This window comes from Tenacibaculum sp. IB213877 (assembly GCF_034043975.1).
Lineage (GTDB): Bacteria > Bacteroidota > Bacteroidia > Flavobacteriales > Flavobacteriaceae > Polaribacter.
This window is the reverse complement of the sequence record NZ_JAXCHH010000006.1, coordinates 1-20,853: the sequence shown is the minus strand read 5'-3', so window position 1 is coordinate 20,853 and position 20,853 is coordinate 1. Positions and strand designations below refer to the sequence as shown.

Genomic DNA, 20,853 nt, shown 5'->3' with positions numbered 1-20,853 from the left:
ATGCTAAGCTACTAAAATAATGCCAATTTGAAGAATTTAGCTACTTCTTTCTTTTTTTTGGTTTTCGTTTTTCATGCAGAGTCTAAATTTTTATAGTATTTCAATTTGTTTTTTTTAAAATTGAGGAGGTAATTATTAAAAAAATAAATAATAAGCCTTACTTATAAAATTTAATATACTACAAGTTTACGTTTTTATAAAGCGTTTTTATCTTTACAAAATGTTAAAAAGCATCGTGAGTTTTTAATGTATATTTGTTTTAACAAGAATTTTAAATACTATGGGAGAAAGACCTTTAATACTCGTTACTAATGATGACGGAATTACCGCTCCGGGAATTAGAATGTTAATTGAAATAATGAACACTATTGGAGATGTTGTTGTGGTAGCACCAGATAATCCGCAAAGTGGTATGGGGCATGCAATTACAGTAAACAACGTTATACATTGTGATCCAACAACGGTAGATGATGGTCCGCAAATAGAATATAGTTGTTCTGGAACCCCAGCAGATTGTGTTAAAATGGCAAAAAATGAAATTTTAAATCGTACGCCAGATCTTTGTGTCTCTGGTATTAACCATGGATCAAACTCGTCCATAAACGTTATTTACTCTGGAACAATGAGTGCAGCTGTTGAAGCAGGAATTGAAGGTATACCGGCTATTGGATTTTCATTGTTAGACTATGAATGGAATGCTGATTTTAAACAGGCAAAAGATTACGTAAAAAAAATAGCATTAAATGTACTTTTAAACGGATTGCCAGACGGAGTTGTACTAAATGTAAACATCCCAAAATTAAAAAAAGAAGAAATAAAAGGCATTCGTATTTGTAGGCAAGCCAATGGAAACTGGAAAGAAAATTTTGATAAACGTAAAAGCCCGTTCGGTAAAGATTATTACTGGCTTGCAGGCGAGTTTGTAAATAATGATAAAGGTTTAGATACAGATATTTGGGCACTTGAAAATGGATACATTTCTATAGTACCAGTGCAATTTGACATGACAGCACATCATGCCATTCAAAAATTAAATACATGGGATTTATAAAAAAGGAAATACTTATTGGTTTTTTAGTTTCATTGTTTGCAACTTTTTGTGGAATGTTTATTTATTTACAATACGTTTCTCGTTTCGGGTTTTATGAAACTATAGAGATGATACAAGAAGGAGGTATTTTAGGTTCAGTAATTGCTTTAGCTGCATTGCCTAACCTTTTTGTTTTTTTTGTCTTTCTTAAAAAAAATCAAGATTACAGAGCACGAGGAGTTTTAATTGGTACTATTGTTATAGCTTTAATCACTTTTATTTTAAAGTTTTTTTAGGAGTATGAAATATTACATTTTGGCAGGAGAAGCTTCTGGAGATTTACACGGATCAAACCTAATGAAAGCTTTGTTAAAAGAAGACCCTGATGCAGAGATTCGTTTTTGGGGAGGAGATTTAATGCAACAAGTTGGCGGTACCTTAGTAAGTCATTACAAAGAACGAGCTTTTATGGGATTTGCTGAGGTGATTATGAACCTGCGTAAAATTTTTGGATTTATAAAATTCTGTAAGCAAGATATTGCACAATTCAATCCTGATGTAATTATTTTTATTGATAATTCCGGATTTAATCTTCGTATTGCAAAATGGGCAAAACAACAAGGTTTTAAAACCAATTATTATATCTCACCACAAGTTTGGGCCAGTAGAGCAGGTAGGGTAGAAAGTATTAAAAGAGACATTGATAAAATGTTTGTTATTCTTCCGTTTGAAAAAGAGTTTTATTTAAAGTACAATTACCACGTTGAGTTTGTAGGGCATCCGTTAATTGATGCTATTGCTGATAGAAAACAGGTAGATATTTATGCTTTTAGAGAAGAACATAATTTAGGAGATAAAGATATTATAGCGTTATTACCGGGAAGCAGAAAGCAAGAAATTACCAAAATGCTATCGGTAATGTTATCGGTAATAGATGATTTTCCAAACTACCAATTTGTGGTTGCCGGAGCACCGAGTCAAACCGATGAATTTTATCAGGAATTTATCAAAAATAAAAATGTAAAATTCATTACTAACAAAACCTATGATTTGTTGAGTTTATCTTCTGCTGCATTGGTTGCGTCGGGTACAGCCACTTTAGAAGCCGCTTTATTTAAAGTACCACAAGTGGTTTGTTACAAGGGTAGTTGGTTGTCGTACCAGATAGCAAAACGTATTATAACGCTTAAGTTTATATCCTTAGTGAACTTGATTATGGATAGAGAAGTGGTGACCGAACTCATTCAAAACGATTTTACCCGAAAAAATTTGGTACAAGAATTGAATGCAATTTTAAAAGGAACCAAAAAAGAGCAACTTTTTTTAGATTATTTTGAGCTAGAACAAAAGTTAGGAGGTAAAGGCGCATCTGCCAAAGCCGCTAAACTTATTGTTAAAGATTTACAATAAAAGCATTGTTATTGTAGGGTTGGTAAGATTATCATATGCATTTGAAATAACAAATTAGAATAATTTTTTATATTTATAAATCAAAGTACCCCAAATTGATGATTAAAAGACTACTCATACTCGTTGCAATTTCTGTGATGATCACATCCTGCGGATCTTCAAAACAAGTAACTACATCAACAAGAAATATAAAAACAACAAGAACGCGTACAGTTGCTACTCCAAAAACTGTCAATGAAGTAACAGTTGCTGATAAAATAGTATGGACTGCAGTTACTTATAAAGGAGTTCCGTATCGTTATGGAGGTACAAGTATGTCGGGAATGGATTGTTCTGGTTTAATACATACTTCGTTTACTGAAAGAGATGTAGATATTCCGCGTACTTCACGTCAAATGTATTATGAGGGATATCCTATTTCTTTAAAAGAAGTACAACGAGGAGATTTATTATTTTTCAAAACATCTTATAAAAGTGGAAAAATAAACCATGTAGGTTTGGTAACTTCAGCAGATGATGGAGATATTCGTTTTATACATTCTACAACTTCTAGAGGAGTTATTGTTACTTCTTTAGATGAGCCTTACTGGAAAAAAGCCTTTGTCAAAGCCAAAAGAGTATTATAGCATGTTTAAAAGAGTCTTTTTATTGTGTTGTATACTCGTGTTTATGGTGTATTCCATGATTAAAGTAACCAATCCGCATACCAAACAACAAAAGTTACGTAAAGTGGTTACGGTAGCAACTTCATTTAGCGGAATTCCATACAAACCTGGAGGAACCACTATTTCTGGAATGGATTGCTCGGGTTTGATACAAACCTCTTATAAAGAAATAGAGGTGATGTTACCCAGATCTTCTCAAGAAATGAGTAAAAAAGGAGAGACCATTACCGTTGATGAATTGCAAGAAGGCGACTTATTATTTTTTGATATTGACCGATTAAAAGGCGCTATTAATCATGTTGGTTTGGTAACCTATGTGAGCCAAGATACTATACAATTTATTCACTCTACCACCAAAAGAGGAGTGATGGTAAATACACTTAACGAAACCTATTGGGAAGATGCTTTTGTAAAAGCAAAACGGGTTTTGTAGCAAATTTTTGTTGTTGAAGTTAGTTATGATTTTATAGAGAAGATTAAGAAATACATCTTATTCCCTTCCAGTTATTATTCCAAACAATTCTATATCTTCCATATTGCTCAACCTTTCCATTAAGTATATCTATGGTTTTGATAGTCTTTGAATTATTTACTGATATTGTGCAAACAAGCGAATCAATTAATCCAGAATCTTTTAAATCTCTAATTCGGAAATCTTTTTCGTGAACCATTACTCTTATATATTCAGTTTTTAAAAACCTACCGTAAAGTTTATTAAGTTTTATTTTAGATTTTAATGAAGTATAATTTATTATTTTTTTAAAATTCTTTCTTATATATATAATATTTTCTTCATCTCTTGAAGAATTTTTTACAAGTACTCTAGTGTCTGAAATTACTATTGATTTATTCCTTCTATGATATTTATAAAAACGAATTTCAAAATTTCTTTTAAACTTATAATTTGTTTTTTCATGAAAATCTACCCAGGAGCTTTTTAATTTTAAAAAAACAGTATAATTTTTAATAGACTGAATTAAATGTGAAAAAATTTTATTTTTAGGAGCGAAGAATAATAAGTTATTAACAATTACATTTTTATAATCAAATGCATTATTACTATTTTTCAAGCGATTTTCTTTCAACACCTTTCCATCATAGCCTCCAAAACCAACCAAATTACTATGCTTAGATTTTAATGATAAAAAATATCTGTGATAGTCTGGAGCAAAATACTCAGCTAAAATTGCGGTTCTTAATGAGTAATAATTAACATCACGGTGCCTATGAGCATAATTTTTAATAAATATGTTTAATTGTTTTTGATTATTAATCATTGTATTTTCTAAACAATCAGATATTTTCCAAAATGGAGTATTTGCCAAAGCCGCTAATTCTTGGAGAAGGTAATTACTAGGTAGGGTATATTTTTTAGAAGCTAAAAATTCTCTATTTATAATTATAAAAATTTTAAAAGCTAAAGTCATTGAATTACAGATATCAACTAATGAATCAAATTTTTTAACAATTTGTTTCGTTCTAATTTCTTCTTTATTACCTCTTTTGTCTTGATAGATAATCGAATGTTCTAAATATTTTACTTTTCCATGAGCAATTCCATTTCTTATAGTATTATTATAGAAATTAGTTAAAGGCTTTAACTCGGTGTTTTTTAATTCTTGAACGCAATTAAAGGTGTCTAAGCCTGATGTAGATTTATTCTTATATATTCTTTGATAACTAGCTAATATTTTAAGAAAAATTGTATAAGTAGATTCTATTAGTTTCAAGAAATTAAAATGAATATTGTTTTCTATAAATTGTATTGTATATATTTTGTTATCATCAGGAATAATTATATCATGGATTTTTAATTGATTTATTTCGTTTATTTTTTTTAGTGCCAAATCAATTTCATGTTCATACTCATTTAATAGTCTAACAAGAGTATTAGGTTTTTCTAGTTTAGCCGTTTCTAAATGATTATAATAAACATGAAATGACTGTTCACAATAGAATTTTTGTGGATATTCTATGAGGTATTCTTTTAGAGATAGAAATTTTGAGTTAGAAATATTTTTTAAACTCGGAAATTTTTTAATAATTTTCTCTTTCCAATAATTGTTTTCTTGTCTAGTAATTGGACTTTCTTCTAAAAACATTATGGTGTTCTATAAGGTTAAATTCAATAACAATTGTGGACGATATGGTATAATTCTAAATTCTTAGACTCATCGATAGCTAATATCATAAATTAAACTAATGACCAAACTAAAAAAGCAACCTATGGTTACTGAGCGTAGCCGAAGTAGGTTGCTTTTTTAAATATTTACTGTGAAAAATGTTTAATTCAACATTTTCCAAAGTTTGTCTTTTAACTCGGTTAAACCAATTTGCGCTACTGAGGAAATAAAAACCACATCAACACCTTCCGGTACTTCGTTTTTCATTTCTTGTTGTAACTCTTCATCTAACAAATCGCATTTGGTTACAGCTAGTAATCTGTTTTTATCTAACAACTCAGGGTTGTGTTGACGAAGCTCATTTAGTAAAATTTCATAATCTTTTTTAATATCCATGGTATCTGCAGGAATCATGAACAATAAAATAGAGTTTCGCTCAATATGACGTAAAAAATAATGTCCTAAACCTTTTCCTTCCGATGCCCCTTCAATAATCCCTGGAATATCCGCTACCACAAAACTTTGATGATTTCTATACTCTACAATTCCTAGATTAGGTTTTAGGGTTGTAAAGGCATAATCTGCAATTTTAGGCTTTGCCGCAGTAATGACCGATAGTAAAGTAGATTTTCCTGCATTTGGGAATCCTACCAAACCAACATCGGCTAAAATTTTTAACTCGATACGATACCAACCCTCTTGTCCGTCAATACCTGGTTGTGCATAACGTGGCGTTTGGTTAGTTGATGATTTAAAATGCCAATTACCTTTACCTCCTTTACCACCTTCTAATAAAATTATTTCTTCTTGGTCTTCTGTAATTTCAAAAAGAACCTTATCAGTATCGGCATCTCGTATAATGGTACCCAAAGGCACAGGAACAATTATGTCTGCACCGTCACTACCAGTACTTCTGCTTGATCCTCCATCACCTCCATGTTCTGCTCTAAAATGACGTTTGAATTTAAGATGAAAAAGGGTCCACAAATTTTTATCTCCTTTTAAAATAACATGTCCACCACGACCACCATCACCTCCATCAGGTCCTCCTTTGGCAATATATTTTTCACGGTGTAAGTGCGCAGAACCGCGCCCACCTTTTCCTGATGATGCGTAAATTTTTATGTAATCTACAAAATTGCCTTCCGTCATTTTATTTAAGTGTCATTCCTGCGAAAGCAGGAATCTTATTTTTTAATTCTTGTTATTAAGAAATTCCTGTGTTTAGTAGGAATAATAAAATCTTATAATTTATCAAAAACGTCTGATAAACGTTGTGTGATTTCTTCAATAGAACCTACACCGTTTACTCCAAAGTAATTACCTTGCGCTTGGTAATACTCTTTTAAAATAGCAGTTTTTGTATTGTATTCGTTAAATCGATTACGGATTTTTTCTTCATCTGTATCGTCAGAACGTCCGCTTGTTTTTCCTCTTTCTAAAATGCGCTCTACCAATAAATCTTCTGGTACTTCTAAAGCAACCATACCGTTAATACGTTCATTTTTTTCAGCTAAAAACTCATCTAAAGCTTTTGCTTGTGATTCGGTACGAGGAAAACCATCAAAAATAAAACCGGCAGCATCCGCATTTTTATTTACTTCTGCTTTTAGCATATTAATCGTTACTTCATCCGGAACTAAATCTCCTGCATCAATATATTTTTTAGCTAAAAGTCCTAATTCTGTCTCGTTTTTGATATTGTAACGAAATACATCTCCTGTAGAAATGTGAACTAAGTTGTATTTTTCTTTTAATAAATTAGCTTGAGTACCTTTACCAGCACCTGGAGGTCCGAACAATACGATGTTTTTCATTTTAGGTTGTGTTGTTAATTGATAAATTGCAGGTAAGTTTCTTCCTAATCCGTTATAATCTAAACCGTATCCCACAATAAATTTGTCTTCTATACTTTTACCTATGTAAGAGATAGGAAGTTCTTTGCGGTATACATCGGGTTTAAAGAATAAACTTACTATTTTAAGTTCTTTTAAGTTTTTATGTTTAAAAATCTCATAAATTTCTTGCAAGGTAGTACCAGTATCAATAATATCTTCTAAAATGATAACGGTTCTGCCCTCTATATCTTCATTTAAACCTATTAGCTGTTTTACATTTTCTGTAGAGCTAGTGCCATTGTACGAGGCTAGTTTTACAAAAGATATTTCGCAGTCTCCTTTGTAATGTCTTATAAAATCAGCCACAAACATAAAGCATCCGTTTAAAATTCCTACAAAAATAGGAATTTCATCATCAGGCAAGTCTTGCTTTACTTGTTGTACTAATGTTTTTGTGATTTGCTGAATTTCTTGCTCTGAAATAAGCTCTTTAAAATATAAATCGTGAAGTTTTGTAATTTTCATGAGGCTGTAAAGATAAGCAATAAAAGAAAAAACCGTCTTGTATTACTGAACATTTTCAGCGCTTACAAAACGGCTTTGTTATTATTGTAAAGTTGAATTACTTTTCTTCTTTGTCTTCATTTTTTGTAGTGTCAAACATTACTGGTGTTGCCACGAATAATGATGAGTATGTACCAACAATTACACCTACAATTAATGCAAACATAAATCCTTTGATACTATCTCCACCAAAGAAGAAGATTGCTAATAATACTAATAATGTAGTTAACGAGGTGTTAATGGTTCTACCTAAAGTACTATTTAATCCTTTGTTTACTAAGTTAGAAGTGATTTTGTTCTTTCCTTCTGTAAACTCTCTAATTCTATCGAAGATTACCACGGTATCATTTAAGGAGTATCCTACTACTGTTAAGATAGCTGCTATAAACGATTGTCCAATTTCCATATCAAATGGCATAAACTTGTATAAGATAGAGAACACACCTAATACGATTAAAACATCATGGAATACCGCTGCTACTGCACCAATAGAGTAAGACATTTTTCTAAAACGTAATAAGATATATAAGAACACAACAATTAATGAACCTAAAACCGCCCAAATAGCAGATTGCTTAATATCATCTGCAATAGTTGGTTCTACTTTAATATAGCTCATAATTCCGCTTCCTTCTTTTTCAAAACCAGGTTTGAAATCTTCATAAGAAGCATCGCCTAAATATGATTTTAATCCGTTGTATAATGTGTTTTGTACTAATTCATCTACTTCTTTACCGTCTTCATCAATTTTGTAAACAGTAGTAATTTTTAACTGGTTATCTGCTCCGTATGTTTTAACCTCTGGTGCAGTACCAAAAGCGTCTTTTAATGTAGCAGCAACTTCGTTAGCTTTCATGGGTTGGTCAAAACGAACTATGTATGAACGTCCTCCTTTAAAATCAACTCCTTGTTTTAAACCTAAAGTAGCCATAGATATTAAACCAGCTATAATAATTCCTCCTGAAATCATATACGCTAACTTACGGCTCTTTAAAAATTCAAAGTTTAAGTCTTTAAACCAGTTTTTAGAAATGTTAGTATTGAAAGGTAAATCAATCCCTTTAGCAACCGCACTATCTACTAATAAACGAGTGATAAAAATTGCAGTAAATAAAGAAGTAGCAATACCGATCATTAATGTTAAAGCAAATCCTTTAATTGGTCCTGTACCAAAAACATATAAGATAATACCCGTTAATAAGGTAGTAATGTTAGCATCAATAATTGCTGATAATGCTCCTTTGATACTAAATCCTTCTTCTACTGAAGTTGCTAAACCTTTACCAGAATTCAATGCTTCCTTTATTCTTTCAAAAATAATTACGTTCGCATCAACCGACATACCAATAGTTAAGATGATACCTGCAATACCTGGTAATGTTAAAACAGAGTTGAATGATGCTAAAAAACCAAAAATGAATAAGATGTTAACTACTAAAGCAATGTTTGCGTACAAACCAGCTCTACCGTAGTATAAGATCATCCATCCTAAAACTAATAAAATAGCAATTCCGAAAGACCACATACTTGCGTTGATAGACTCTTTACCTAAAGATGGTCCAACAACTTCTGCTTGAATAATACGAGCAGGAGCAGGTAATTTACCAGCTTTTAATACTGTTGCGATGTCTTGTGCTTCGTTAACAGTCATGGTGCCTCCAGAAATTTGAGTACTTCCTCCGGTAATAGCTCCGTTAACAACAGGTGCAGTATATACATAATCATCTAATACTACAGCTACAAACTTACCAACATTTTCGCTAGTCATTTTAGCCCATTGTTTTGTTCCTACGCCATTCATAGACATAGATACTACAGGCTTACTTAATTGATCATAATCTTGTTTTGCATCAGCAATAACATCTCCTTCAATAGCAGGTTCATCATTTCTGTTAGATTTAATTGCATATAAACCGATTACTTCTGTAGTGCCATCTGCACTAGCCTGTGCTTTATAATCCCATAAGAACTTAGTATATTTTAAGTTTTCTGGTAATAATGATCTGATTTCTTTGTTAGCTAATAAGCTATTTACCATTGCAGTATCTGCAACTTTAGCTTGAGCTACTAACGAGCTTACTTGCTGTGGACTTTGAGCCACATTAGGGTATAAGTATGTAAATAAACTTTTTTGAGTATCAACTTTAGTAGAATCTGCAGATTCACCTAGTAAATCATCAATACTTTCAGTTTTTGTAGAATCCTTTGTTTGAGTAACGGCTGAATCTTCTTTTAATAAATCAGAAGCCTTAGCATTAGCAGCAAAGAAAAAGTTTTGAATATCAGCATTTGTAAATACTTCCCAAAACTGTAATTCTGCTGTACTTGTAATTAATTTAGTAACACGATCAATATCTTTAGCTCCAGGTAATTCAATTTGGATTCTTCCCGAGTTACCAATACGTTGAATATTTGGTTGTACAACACCAAATTTATCAATACGGCTACGTAATACTTCAAAAGAGGTGTTTACTGAAGAGTTAATTTCTTCTTGTAAAATTTCTTTTACTTCAGTATTTGTTTTGTTGAAATCGATTTTTTCACGTAACAATTTGTTACCAAAAATTGATGGATCACTTAATTTTACAGATCCGTTGCTTAACTTTTCAAATTCACTAACAAATAAATCTAAATAGTTTTCTTGACTGTCTTTTTGTGCTTCATCAGTTTTAGCTAATGCTTCATTAAAAACAGTATTTTTTGAGTCATTAGATAACCCAATTAATATATCTTTAACAGATACTTGTAAAATTGCGTTGATACCTCCTTTTAAATCAAGACCTAAGTTCATTTCTTTGTCTCTGATATCATTGTAGGTAAAACCAGCAATAACCTCTTTATTTGCAACGCTATCTAAATACTTTCTTTCAAACTTAGCAAGTTCTCTACCATTATTATCAGTAACATTAGATTTTGCATAAACTTTAGCATTGTTTTCTACTTTGTTTGCAAAAAATGTAAATGATAATTGATATAAACTCACCAACCCAAATAGGATTGCAAATAATTTAATAAGTCCTTTGTTTTGCATCTTCAATAATTTAAATCGACTTCTTTTTAAAAACGTGCAAATATAGTATAACAATCAACAAAACCCAATTTTTTATTGTTTTTCTACTAATAAAATACACGGAATAAAATGATTAAACAACCGTTAAAACTTTCTATGGCTATTTAATTATCTTTACGCCCAAAAGTAAACCTTTATAAGCAGAGGTCTTTAATTTTTTACTAAAAAATAAACAATATGTCTTATACTTCCGATATTGAAATTGCACAGTCAAAAAAACTTATTCATATAAAAGAAATTGCTAAAAAGCTGAACGTTAAGGAAGATGATTTAGAAATGTACGGTAAGTACAAAGCAAAATTACCATTGCATTTAATAAATAATAAAAAAGTAAAAGCAAGTAATTTAGTTTTAGTTACAGCATTAACACCAACACCTGCTGGAGAAGGAAAAACAACAACTTCTATTGGTTTAACTGAAGGTTTAAATAAGATTGGAAAACAGACCACAGTAGTGTTGCGTGAACCATCATTAGGACCTGTTTTTGGAATTAAAGGAGGAGCTGCCGGAGGCGGTTATTCTCAAGTAGTTCCGATGGAAGATATTAACTTACATTTTACAGGTGATTTTAATGCAGTTGAAAAAGCAAACAATTTATTATCAGCTTTGATTGATAATAACTTACAAAGCAGGACTAACAATTTAAATATTGATCCACGTACTATTTTATGGAAACGCGTCATTGATATGAATGATCGTTCTTTGCGTCAAATCACTATTGGTTTGGGCGGAACCGCGAACGGAATTCCTCGTGAAGACGGATTCAATATTACCCCGGCATCTGAAGTCATGGCTATTTTATGTATGGCAACTTCGTTTAACGATTTAAAAGAACGCTTAGGAAATATTTTTATAGGATTCACTTTTGATAAAAAGCCTGTTTTTGCTCGTGATTTGAAAGCACAAGATGCCATGGCTATCTTATTAAAAGATGCTATTAAACCTAATTTAGTACAGACTTTGGAAGAAAATCCGGCAATTATTCATGGTGGACCATTTGCAAACATTGCACAAGGAACCAACACCATTATTGCTACTAAAATGGGATTATCACTTTCTGATTACGTTGTTACTGAAGCTGGTTTTGGCGCTGATTTAGGAGCAGAGAAATTCTTAAATATCAAATCACAGTACGCAGAATTGAATCCGAAATGTGTGGTATTGGTAGCTACTATTAGAGCGTTGCGTCATCATGGAGGATCTTCAAGTGATGAATATAATACACCTAATTTAGAACGTGTACAAGACGGATTCAAAAATTTAGAAAAACATATTGAAAACATTCGTAAGTTTAATATTGAACCTGTGGTTGCTATCAATGCTTTTACTTCTGACACTAAAAAAGAAGTTGATTTTGTGATACAAAAATGTGCTGATTTAGGCGTGCATGCAGTTTTAGCTGAAGGTTGGGCAAAAGGAGGAGAAGGTATGACAGAATTAGCAGAAGCAGTTGTTGATGTTGTTGAAAATAAAGCAACGCAGTTTAAACCTTTATACGATTGGAAATCACCAGTAGTTGAAAAAATTGAAAAAATTGCCAAAGAAATTTACGGAGCGGTTGCGGTAGATTTTGATAACAAAGCAAAATTAAATTTAAGAAGAATTGACCGATTAGGGTTTAACGATTTTGCTATTTGTATGGCAAAAACTCAAAAATCATTTTCAGATAATGATAAATTAATTGGTCGTCCAGAAGGATTTACTGTTACAGTAAGAGAAATTGAAATTGCTGCCGGAGCACAATTTATTATTCCTATTTTAGGAAAAATGATGCGTATGCCTGGGTTGCCAGCTGTACCAGCATCAGAAAATATGGGTATAGATAATAATGGTGTAATTTCAGGATTGTCTTAAAAAGTGAAATTATGAAGCCAATTGTTGTAAGTAAAACAATTCATCAACCTGTAGAAAAAGTTTGGTTAGCAATTACAGATGTGAATCAAATGGTTTATTGGTTTTTTGATAATATCCCTGATTTTAAACCTGAAGTTGGATTTAAAACTTGGTTTATTGTTAAAAATGAAGATCGAATTTTTTACCATTTATGGGAAATTGCCGAAGTCAAAATCAACAAAAAAATTACAGTACAATGGACGTATCCTGATTATGTAAAAGAACCATTTCCTGTAACTTTTGAATTAGAAGATTTAGGAGAGAATCAAACAAAATTTACAGTAATAGCAGAAGGAATTGAAAAATTCTCTCATTTTAATCTTGTAGAGTTTGCTCCTGAAAGTTGTAGAGGAGGATGGGAGTATTTTTCTGACAGATTGAAAAAATATTTAGAGAATTAGACTTAATTCAACGGAATCATAATTCCTAATTGAAATCTGTCATAATCGAATTCGTCTGTATTTATATCAGTATTATAATCCCTAACATTTTTGTATAAAAATTCGATCATTATATTTTTAACAGGAATGGCAAAACCAAAATTAAAACTTGGATGTTTTGTTCCAAGGCTCGCCCCAATTTTAGCAACATGAAACGGACGAATATATACGCTAAATTTGGGTTGTATTGCTGGAGAATCAAATTTACCTAAAATAGTATCAAATCCACCAGACACTTCAAAAGATGAAAAAGCCAGAATAAGGTTTGTGAAAATACAATTTCCTAAAGAGGTATCATTTCCACAATCATGTGTATTTCCAAAGGTATTTATGTATAAAGAAATTTCATTGTCTAGAATAAAATTTCCTTGATTGATTCCAGAATAGAATCCTAAAGCATTTTTAGAATATAATTGATATTTTTTTTGTTGAGCATTTAATGAATAAATTGATAAAATAAATAAAAAAAGAATAGTTAGTTTTTTCATGAGTTAGCAATTAATTATAGAAACACCAAACTTATCAAAATAATATGAAAAAAAGCAACCTATGGTTACTGAGCGTAGCCAAAGTAGGTTGCTTTTTTAAATGTTTAAAAATGAATTACTTTTTATCTGCTATTAAACGAGAGTGAATAATAAAACGTAAACCTAAAGGAATCTCTAAAGAAAAGCTAGCACCTCTTCCTTCGGTTACATCAATGGTTAAATGTGTGTGTTGCCAGTATTCAAATTGATCTTTATTCATATAAAAATTTACACCAGCAACTTTACCCAACAAAACATCACTCTCATCTAAATACATGTCGTCTTTTTCAAAGATCATGGGAGAGGAACCATCACAACAGCCACCACTTTGATGAAAAATTAATTCACCATGTTTATTTTTTAGTAATTCAACTACTTCAGCGGCTTTTTTGGTTATAGCTACTCTTTCCATTTGATTTTTATTTTAAAAGAATCCTAATTTGTTTTTGTCATAAGAAATTAACATGTTTTTGGTTTGTCGGTAATGATCCATCATCATTAAATGTGTTTCTCTACCAAATCCTGATTTTTTATAACCACCAAACGGTGCATGCGCAGGATACGCATGATAGCAATTCACCCACACTCTACCAGCTTTAATAGCTCTTGGTATTTGATATAATTGATGTGCATCTCTAGTCCAAACTCCTGCACCCAAACCATACAAAGTATCATTTGCAATTTCTAAAGCTTCTGCTTCATCTTTAAATTTGGTAACACACACAACCGGACCAAAAATTTCTTCTTGGAAAACTCGCATTTTGTTATGACCTTCTAAAATGGTAGGTTTAATGTAAAACCCGTCAGAAAGTTCTCCTTTAAGTTTATTTGCTCCACCACCACATAATACTTTAGCGCCTTCTTCCTTACCAATATTTATATATGATTGGATTTTTTCATATTGATCATTAGAAGCTTGAGCACCTACCATGGTATTTACATCATAAGGGCTACCTTGTTTTATAGCTTCGGTTCTTTCAACCACACGCTTCATGAACTCATCATAAATATCTTCTTGAACTAAAATTCTTGAAGGACAAGTACAAACTTCACCTTGATTAAAAGCAAACAAAACAGCACCTTCAATAGCTTTGTCTAAAAACGCATCATCTTCATCCATTACACTGTTGAAGAAAATGTTTGGAGATTTTCCTCCAAGCTCCATGGTAACAGGGTTTAAATTTTTAGATGCATATTGCATAATTAATTGTCCGGTAGTAGTTTCTCCTGTAAAAGCAACTTTATCTATTCTTGAACTTGAAGCCAATGGCTTACCAGCTTCAGGACCAAAACCATGCACCACATTAATAACTCCTGGAGGAAAAACATCTGCAATTTTTTCCATTAACAAGGTTGCTGATGAAGGTGTTTGTTCTGCAGGTTTAAGAATAACACAGTTACCAGTTGCTAAGGCTGGAGGTAATTTCCAAGAAAGCATTAGTAACGGGAAGTTCCACGGAATAATTTGACCTACAACTCCTAAAGGTTCTTTAATATTCATGGATAAAGTGTTTGCGTCAAGTTCGGTTGCGGTACCTTCTTCAGCTCGAATACATGAAGCAAAATAACGCCAATGATCTATAGCTAAAGGAACATCAGCATTTAAAGTTTCTCTTATAGGTTTTCCATTATCACATGTTTCAACAATGGCAAACTCTTCTAAGTTTTCTTCAATTATATCAGCTACTTTATTTAATAAAGCTGCTCTTTCCGCTGCAGATGTATTTCCCCAACTTTCTTTGGCTGCGTTAGCAGCATCTAGAGCTAAATCAACATCTTCTTTTTGTGATCTAGGATATTTTGCAATCAAACTATTATCTATAGGAGAAGTGTTTTCAAAGTACTGTCCTCCTAAAGGCGCAACAAACTTACCATTGATAAAATTTTGGTAAGTTTCATTAAATTTTGGTTTAGAATAACTCATGTTTTTAAAATTAAGGTATTATACCTTTTAATTGTTTGGTTATTAAAGTTTTATTAAAAAATGCGTAACTTTAATAAATTTTAGTTTTTGGGGTATAATAATTAGTTAATTAATAATTTTTATAAAGTTATTTTTTCATATCCTAAAATTATTGCACATATTTATTATAAAATTGAACAAAACTATCATACTGTCAATTATTCATTACTTTTTAAGTATTTTTAAGCATGAGCCAATTATTAAGTCATCACAAAAGAACCAGAAAACTAACTACATTAGTAGAAAATAGAACTACCTATAATGCAGATTTTGCGGAGTTAAATATTTATGAAACTCATGAATATGCTGAGAAAGTAGCCTTAAAATTTGATTTCCCTATTATAGCTAGTATGCTTACTGGAAAAAAAGTAATGCATATTGATGGATTACCATCGTTTGATTTTTATCCGGGAGAGTCAGTTGTAATGCCTACAAATAAAGAAATGGTTATTGATTTTCCGCTGGCTAAATTTGATAATCCAACACAATGTTTAGCTTTAGGAATAGATTCAACCAAAATAATAGAAGTTGCAGAAAAATTTAACCATCAAGTTGCTATTGAAAATGAAAACAATGATTGGAAGTTAGATAATGACACTTCTCATTTAATTAATAATACAGATGTAAATCATCTTGTAGAAAGATTGGTGTATACTTTTACTCATAATAACAAATCTAAAGATGTTTTATTGGATTTAATGATTCAAGAGCTAATTGTTAGGTTGCTACAAACAAAAGCAAAAACATTTATTTTAAATGATACAGATGGTGTTTTTAATGATACCCGAATAGGAATGGTTATTAAGTTTATTAAAAATAACCTAACTAATAAAGATATTACTGTAGAGTTGTTGGCAGAAAAAGCATGTATGAGTACTTCTCATTTTCATAAGAAATTTAAAAATACATTAGGTATATCTCCAATTGATTACATCAATTCTGAAAAGATTAAATTTTCAAAGAAATTAATTAAAGAGTATAAAGATTACCGAATTTCAGAGATAGCATTCAAATCAGGATTTAACAACACAAGCTATTTTAACAGACAGTTTAAAAAAATGGAATTAATGACACCACAACAATTTAAAAATTCGGTATCTAGTAAAAAAGAAAAGCAACCTTTTTAGGTTGCTTTTCTTTTTATGTGATATATCCATTAAATTTATATGCCACGTTGTTTATTAATTTCGTCTTGTAATTGACGACGTAGTTTTTGTTCACGTTCAATAGCTTTTTTTCTATGTTGCTCAAAATCTTGTTCAACTTCTAGTAAACTCTTCTGAGCTTGCTTGGTTAAAATATTACTATTGTTAAATTTATATAGAAAGAAAAATAAACCACTTAGTAGAACTAAAATAATTCCCCAAACAATAGTGTTATATAAAACTTTAGTTAAAGGGATTCCTAAAAATGAAATTCTATCCTCTTTATCAATTGCTGAAGATAAATTATTGTTTAGTTCAGATATTTTAGTGTTTAGAGATGAGATGATAGCCTCTTGTTCATTAATTTTTACCAATTTAATTTTAGAGTCATTTTTGATTGTAGCTACACTATCTAACACATTTTTTTGAAAGTTTAAAAAGTTGGTGCGCTTAATCATTTTATATTCTTGCCAATTGCTGGCTTTCCTATAAACTTTTATAAACTGATTTTCTATAGTGTTTGGTAAAGAGTCAACTTGAGCTTTGGTTAGTCTAGTTTGAGCTATAATAGATGAAGTGAAAGTTAAAAGAATGATTAGTTTAATAAATTTCATTATAACAATATTTTTGGTTAAGGGTTAAAAAAACCCAAACGAAAAGTTTGGGTTTTTAGTATAAGCAAGGTTATTAAACTTATTTTACTGTATCAACAATTGCCTTAAAAGCTTCTGGGTTATTCATCGCTAAATCAGCTAAAACCTTACGGTTTAACTCAATGCTATTAGCTTTTACTTTACCCATAAACTGTGAATAAGACATTCCGTACTGACGTGCTCCTGCGTTAATACGCTGAATCCATAAAGAACGGAAGTTTCTCTTATTGTTTTTACGGTCACGGTATGCATAAAGCATTCCTTTTTCAACCGCATTTTTTGCTACTGTATAAACGTTTTTTCTACGTCCAAAGTAACCTTTTGCTTGCTTCAAGATTTTTTTTCTTCTATTTCTTGAAGCTACTGAATTTACTGATCTTGGCATAATTTTAATTTTTTTGTAGTAGGCGGCTTACGTAAAAGCACTTTATGAGCCTAACTCCACGGTTAATAATTAATTCCCGAGCAAACAATTATTTTAATAATAATTGTTGCTTAATACTCGTTTCGTCAGACTTGTGTACTAACGTTGAGTGTGTTAATGCTAACTTACGTTTTTTAGACTTCTTTGTTAAGATATGACTTTTAAACGCGTGTTTTCTTTTAATTTTACCAGTACCTGTTAACTTAAAACGTTTTTTGGCACTAGATTTGGTTTTCATTTTAGGCATCTTTGCTTTTCGTTTTTATCTTGCTTATATTTTTGTTTAAAAACTAAACAGTCATAGCTTAGTTTTATTTTATCTTTTTGGGTGCAATAAACATAGTCATACGTTTACCTTCTAATTTTGGCATTTGTTCAACTTTACCATAGTCTTCAAGTTCTTGAGCTAACTTTAATAATAAAATTTGTCCTTGCTCTTTAAAAACAATTGAACGACCTTTAAAGAAAACATATGCTTTTAATTTAGCACCATCTTGTAAAAATTTAATAGCATGTTTCTTTTTAAACTCATAGTCATGGTCATCTGTTTGAGGGCCAAAACGAATTTCTTTAATAGTTACCTTAGTAGCTTTAGCTTTTAAGGCCTTATCTCGTTTCTTTTGCTCGTACAAAAACTTTTTGTAATCAATAATTTTGCAAACAGGAGGTACAGCCTTTGGAGAAATTTCAACCAAATCTAACTCTTGCTCTTTAGCCATTTCTTTTGCTTTTGCTAAAGGGTATACTCCTTGTTCAACATTTTCGCCCACTAGACGAACTTCATCAACATATTTAATTTTTTCATTTATTCTATGTTGATCTTCCTTGATAATTCTTGCAGGACGACGCCCACCTCTTCTTTTAATTGCTATGACTTAAAAATTTTAAATTACTATTTTTTTAATTTCCGAAAGGCACTAAGGTTTTACTAACTTCTTTCTGTATTAGAGAAATGAATTCTTCAATAGTAAAGGTTCCTAGGTCTCCTTCTCCGTGTTTTCTTACAGATACCGTGCCATTTTTCTCCTCTTGTTCACCAACAATTACCATAAATGGAATTTTGCTTACTTCAGCGTCACGAATCTTTCTGCCTGTTTTCTCGTTTCTGTTATCAACGAGGGCGCGAATTTCGGAATTTTCTAACAAAGTTAAAACTTTTTCTGTATATTTTTGATATTTCTCGCTGATTGGCAGTATAATAACTTGTTCTGGTGTTAACCAAAGTGGAAAATTTCCTCCTGTATGCTCTAGTAACACAGCAATGAAACGTTCCATAGAACCGAATGGAGCACGATGAATCATTACTGGTCTGTGTAATTCGTTATCGCTGCCTTTATAATTTAGGTCAAAACGTTCAGGTAAATTATAATCAACCTGTATGGTACCTAATTGCCAACTTCTACCTAAGGCATCTTTTACCATAAAGTCTAGCTTGGGTCCATAAAAAGCAGCTTCACCAGCTTCAACTACATAATCTAAACCTTTGTCTTTTGCGGCATTGATAATTGCTTGTTCTGCCTTTTCCCAATTTTCAACAGAACCAATATATTTTTCTGGGTTATCAAGATCTCTTACAGAAACCTGTGCGGTAAAATCTTCAAAACCTAACGATCCGAATACATATAATACTAAATCGATTACATTTTTAAATTCAGAATCCAATTGTTCTGGAGTACAAAAAATATGAGCATCGTCTTGCGTAAATCCACGCACACGAGTTAATCCATGTAATTCTCCACTTTGCTCATATCTGTATACAGTACCAAATTCAGCAAAACGTTTTGGTAATTCTTTATATGAATAAGGTTTGTGGTTGTATACTTCACAGTGATGTGGACAGTTCATTGGCTTTAACAAAAACTCTTCATCTTCTTTAGGAGTATGAATAGGTTGAAAACTATCTTCACCATATTTAGCATAATGACCAGAAGTAACATATAATTCTTTCTGACCAATATGGGGTGTCATTACCATTTCATATCCAGCTTTTTTTTGAGCGGCTTTTAAGAAATCTTCTAAACGACCACGTAATGCAGCTCCTTTTGGTAGCCATAATGGTAAACCTTGACCCACTTTTTGAGAGAAAGTGAATAGCTCTAATTCTTTTCCAAGCTTTCTATGATCACGTTTTTTTGCTTCTTCTAATAATTCTATATATTCAGTTAATTGTTTTTGTTTAGGGAAAGAAATTCCATACACACGAGTTAACTGATTGTTCTTTTCATCTCCACGCCAGTATGCTCCGGCAACGTTCATAATTTTTACCGCTTTAATAATACCAGTATTAGGTATATGTCCACCGCGACATAAATCAGTAAAGTTACTATGATCGCAAAAAGTAATATCTCCGTCTTCTAATCCTTCAATTAACTCAACCTTATATTCATTATTTCTTTCTTTATAATATGCTAAAGCATCCGCTTTAGAAACTGATCGCATCTTAAATTCTGCTTTTTCACGAGCTCTTTCTAAAAATTGTTTTTCAATTTTAGCAAAGTCCTTTTCAGAAATTACTTCCTCACCGAAATCTACATCATAATAAAAACCATTATCAATGGCAGGTCCAATGGTTAATTTAGCCTCAGGATAAAAATCTAGAATAGCTTGTGCTAATACATGGGCAGATGAATGCCAAAATGCTTTTTTTCCTTCAGGAGCATCAAACGTAAATAAGATTAAGTTACCATCTGTGGTAAGTGGAGTAGTGGTTTCTAATGTGGTTCCATTAAAACTTGCCGAAATAATATTTCTAGCTAACCCTTCACTAATACTCTTAGCAACATCTAAAGGAGTGCTGTTCTTTTCAAACTCTCTGACGCTTCCGTCCGGTAATGTAATTTTTATCATTATATGTAATATGTATTAAACGTATTTCCCTACAAATGGAAATTTAGATGCGCAAAGATATTGCAAAACCAAATTTTGTACAATATATATGTATGCTATTTACATATTTATCTTTCTTTGGCTGTTTCCTTTGCTATTTCATAGCATCAGGTCGGGCTATTCGCGCTCGCTTTTTGCTTTAAAAAAGGATTTTTAGAGCAAAAGATCTCAAACAGCTGCTACTATCCCTAACAGGAATACCTTTGTCTGCATACTATTATA

The 20,853-nt window shown here is 31.5% G+C and carries 20 protein-coding genes; 8 read left to right on the top strand and 12 right to left on the bottom strand.

What is annotated here, in order from left to right; all coding sequences use genetic code 11:
• Positions 1–280 precede the first annotated feature (280 nt).
• From surE to SLH33_RS07660, 5 genes are all read left to right on the top strand, one after another.
• Positions 281–1,051 carry a 5'/3'-nucleotidase SurE gene (gene surE, locus SLH33_RS07680; protein WP_320418504.1) on the top strand — a complete coding sequence of 257 codons (771 nt, stop codon included), beginning with the start codon at positions 281–283 and terminating at the stop codon, positions 1,049–1,051.
• Entirely contained in the window at positions 1,039–1,326 is a 288-nt protein-coding gene (locus SLH33_RS07675; RefSeq protein ID WP_320418503.1) for a hypothetical protein, read from the top strand. The genes surE and SLH33_RS07675 overlap by 13 nt, the downstream gene beginning before the upstream one ends.
• Before the next feature lie 4 nt (positions 1,327–1,330).
• Complete coding sequence (lpxB, locus tag SLH33_RS07670) at positions 1,331–2,440, top strand: lipid-A-disaccharide synthase (RefSeq protein WP_320418502.1); 1,110 nt, start codon at positions 1,331–1,333, stop codon at positions 2,438–2,440.
• A 98-nt stretch (positions 2,441–2,538) separates the two neighbouring features.
• A complete protein-coding gene (locus tag SLH33_RS07665; protein ID WP_320418501.1) occupies positions 2,539–3,066 on the top strand; it encodes a C40 family peptidase in 528 nt (175 codons plus the stop codon).
• Positions 3,067–3,121: 55 nt separating this feature from the next.
• The gene (locus tag SLH33_RS07660) at positions 3,122–3,538 is read left to right on the top strand and encodes a C40 family peptidase (protein ID WP_320418500.1); all 417 of its coding nucleotides are present in this window, start codon (positions 3,122–3,124) and stop codon (positions 3,536–3,538) included.
• A 43-nt stretch (positions 3,539–3,581) separates the two neighbouring features.
• Here SLH33_RS07660 and SLH33_RS07655 read toward each other — a convergent pair whose 3' ends face one another.
• The 4 genes from SLH33_RS07655 to secDF form a co-directional block, all read right to left on the bottom strand.
• Positions 3,582–5,207, bottom strand: coding sequence for a hypothetical protein (locus tag SLH33_RS07655; protein WP_320418499.1), 1,626 nt, complete (start codon positions 5,205–5,207; stop codon positions 3,582–3,584).
• Between the two features lie 183 nt (positions 5,208–5,390).
• A complete protein-coding gene (gene obgE / locus SLH33_RS07650; RefSeq protein ID WP_320418498.1) occupies positions 5,391–6,380 on the bottom strand; it encodes a GTPase ObgE in 990 nt (329 codons plus the stop codon).
• 92 nt (positions 6,381–6,472) lie between these two features.
• Positions 6,473–7,591 (bottom strand): adenylate kinase, encoded by a 1,119-nt coding sequence (locus SLH33_RS07645; RefSeq protein WP_320418497.1) that lies wholly within the window; start codon positions 7,589–7,591, stop codon positions 6,473–6,475.
• 97 nt (positions 7,592–7,688) lie between these two features.
• A complete protein-coding gene (gene secDF / locus SLH33_RS07640; protein WP_320418496.1) occupies positions 7,689–10,661 on the bottom strand; it encodes a protein translocase subunit SecDF in 2,973 nt (990 codons plus the stop codon).
• 216 nt (positions 10,662–10,877) lie between these two features.
• On the opposite strand from secDF, the gene SLH33_RS07635 reads away from it, so the two are divergent.
• The gene (locus tag SLH33_RS07635; RefSeq protein ID WP_320418495.1) at positions 10,878–12,554 is read left to right on the top strand and encodes a formate--tetrahydrofolate ligase; all 1,677 of its coding nucleotides are present in this window, start codon (positions 10,878–10,880) and stop codon (positions 12,552–12,554) included.
• A gap of 11 nt (positions 12,555–12,565) precedes the next feature.
• Positions 12,566–12,994, top strand: a complete 429-nt coding sequence (locus tag SLH33_RS07630; protein ID WP_320418494.1) for an SRPBCC domain-containing protein — start codon at positions 12,566–12,568, stop codon at positions 12,992–12,994.
• Between the two features lie 2 nt (positions 12,995–12,996).
• On the opposite strand, the gene SLH33_RS07625 is transcribed toward SLH33_RS07630, so the two are convergent.
• The 3 genes from SLH33_RS07625 to SLH33_RS07615 all read right to left on the bottom strand — a co-directional run bounded on the left by SLH33_RS07625 (position 12,997) and on the right by SLH33_RS07615 (position 15,484).
• Positions 12,997–13,521 (bottom strand): hypothetical protein, encoded by a 525-nt coding sequence (locus SLH33_RS07625; RefSeq protein WP_320418493.1) that lies wholly within the window; start codon positions 13,519–13,521, stop codon positions 12,997–12,999.
• Between the two features lie 115 nt (positions 13,522–13,636).
• On the bottom strand, positions 13,637–13,972 hold the full coding sequence (locus tag SLH33_RS07620; RefSeq protein ID WP_320418492.1) for a DUF779 domain-containing protein: 336 nt from the start codon (positions 13,970–13,972) through the stop codon (positions 13,637–13,639).
• A gap of 12 nt (positions 13,973–13,984) precedes the next feature.
• Positions 13,985–15,484, bottom strand: a complete 1,500-nt coding sequence (locus tag SLH33_RS07615; protein WP_320418491.1) for an aldehyde dehydrogenase family protein — start codon at positions 15,482–15,484, stop codon at positions 13,985–13,987.
• 227 nt (positions 15,485–15,711) lie between these two features.
• On the opposite strand from SLH33_RS07615, the gene SLH33_RS07610 reads away from it, so the two are divergent.
• On the top strand, positions 15,712–16,650 hold the full coding sequence (locus SLH33_RS07610; RefSeq protein WP_320418490.1) for an AraC family transcriptional regulator: 939 nt from the start codon (positions 15,712–15,714) through the stop codon (positions 16,648–16,650).
• A 35-nt stretch (positions 16,651–16,685) separates the two neighbouring features.
• Here SLH33_RS07610 and SLH33_RS07605 read toward each other — a convergent pair whose 3' ends face one another.
• The 5 genes from SLH33_RS07605 to thrS form a co-directional block, all read right to left on the bottom strand.
• Positions 16,686–17,282: a tRNA (guanine-N1)-methyltransferase gene (locus tag SLH33_RS07605; protein ID WP_320418489.1), complete on the bottom strand. Its 597-nt coding sequence runs from the start codon at positions 17,280–17,282 to the stop codon at positions 16,686–16,688.
• Between the two features lie 79 nt (positions 17,283–17,361).
• A complete protein-coding gene (gene rplT / locus SLH33_RS07600) occupies positions 17,362–17,706 on the bottom strand; it encodes a 50S ribosomal protein L20 (RefSeq protein ID WP_320418488.1) in 345 nt (114 codons plus the stop codon).
• A gap of 88 nt (positions 17,707–17,794) precedes the next feature.
• Entirely contained in the window at positions 17,795–17,992 is a 198-nt protein-coding gene (gene rpmI / locus SLH33_RS07595) for a 50S ribosomal protein L35 (protein ID WP_320418487.1), read from the bottom strand.
• A 64-nt stretch (positions 17,993–18,056) separates the two neighbouring features.
• The gene (gene infC, locus SLH33_RS07590) at positions 18,057–18,575 is read right to left on the bottom strand and encodes a translation initiation factor IF-3 (protein ID WP_320418826.1); all 519 of its coding nucleotides are present in this window, start codon (positions 18,573–18,575) and stop codon (positions 18,057–18,059) included.
• 70 nt (positions 18,576–18,645) lie between these two features.
• Complete coding sequence (gene thrS / locus SLH33_RS07585; RefSeq protein ID WP_320418486.1) at positions 18,646–20,592, bottom strand: threonine--tRNA ligase; 1,947 nt, start codon at positions 20,590–20,592, stop codon at positions 18,646–18,648.
• Between the last annotated feature and the right edge of the window lie 261 nt (positions 20,593–20,853).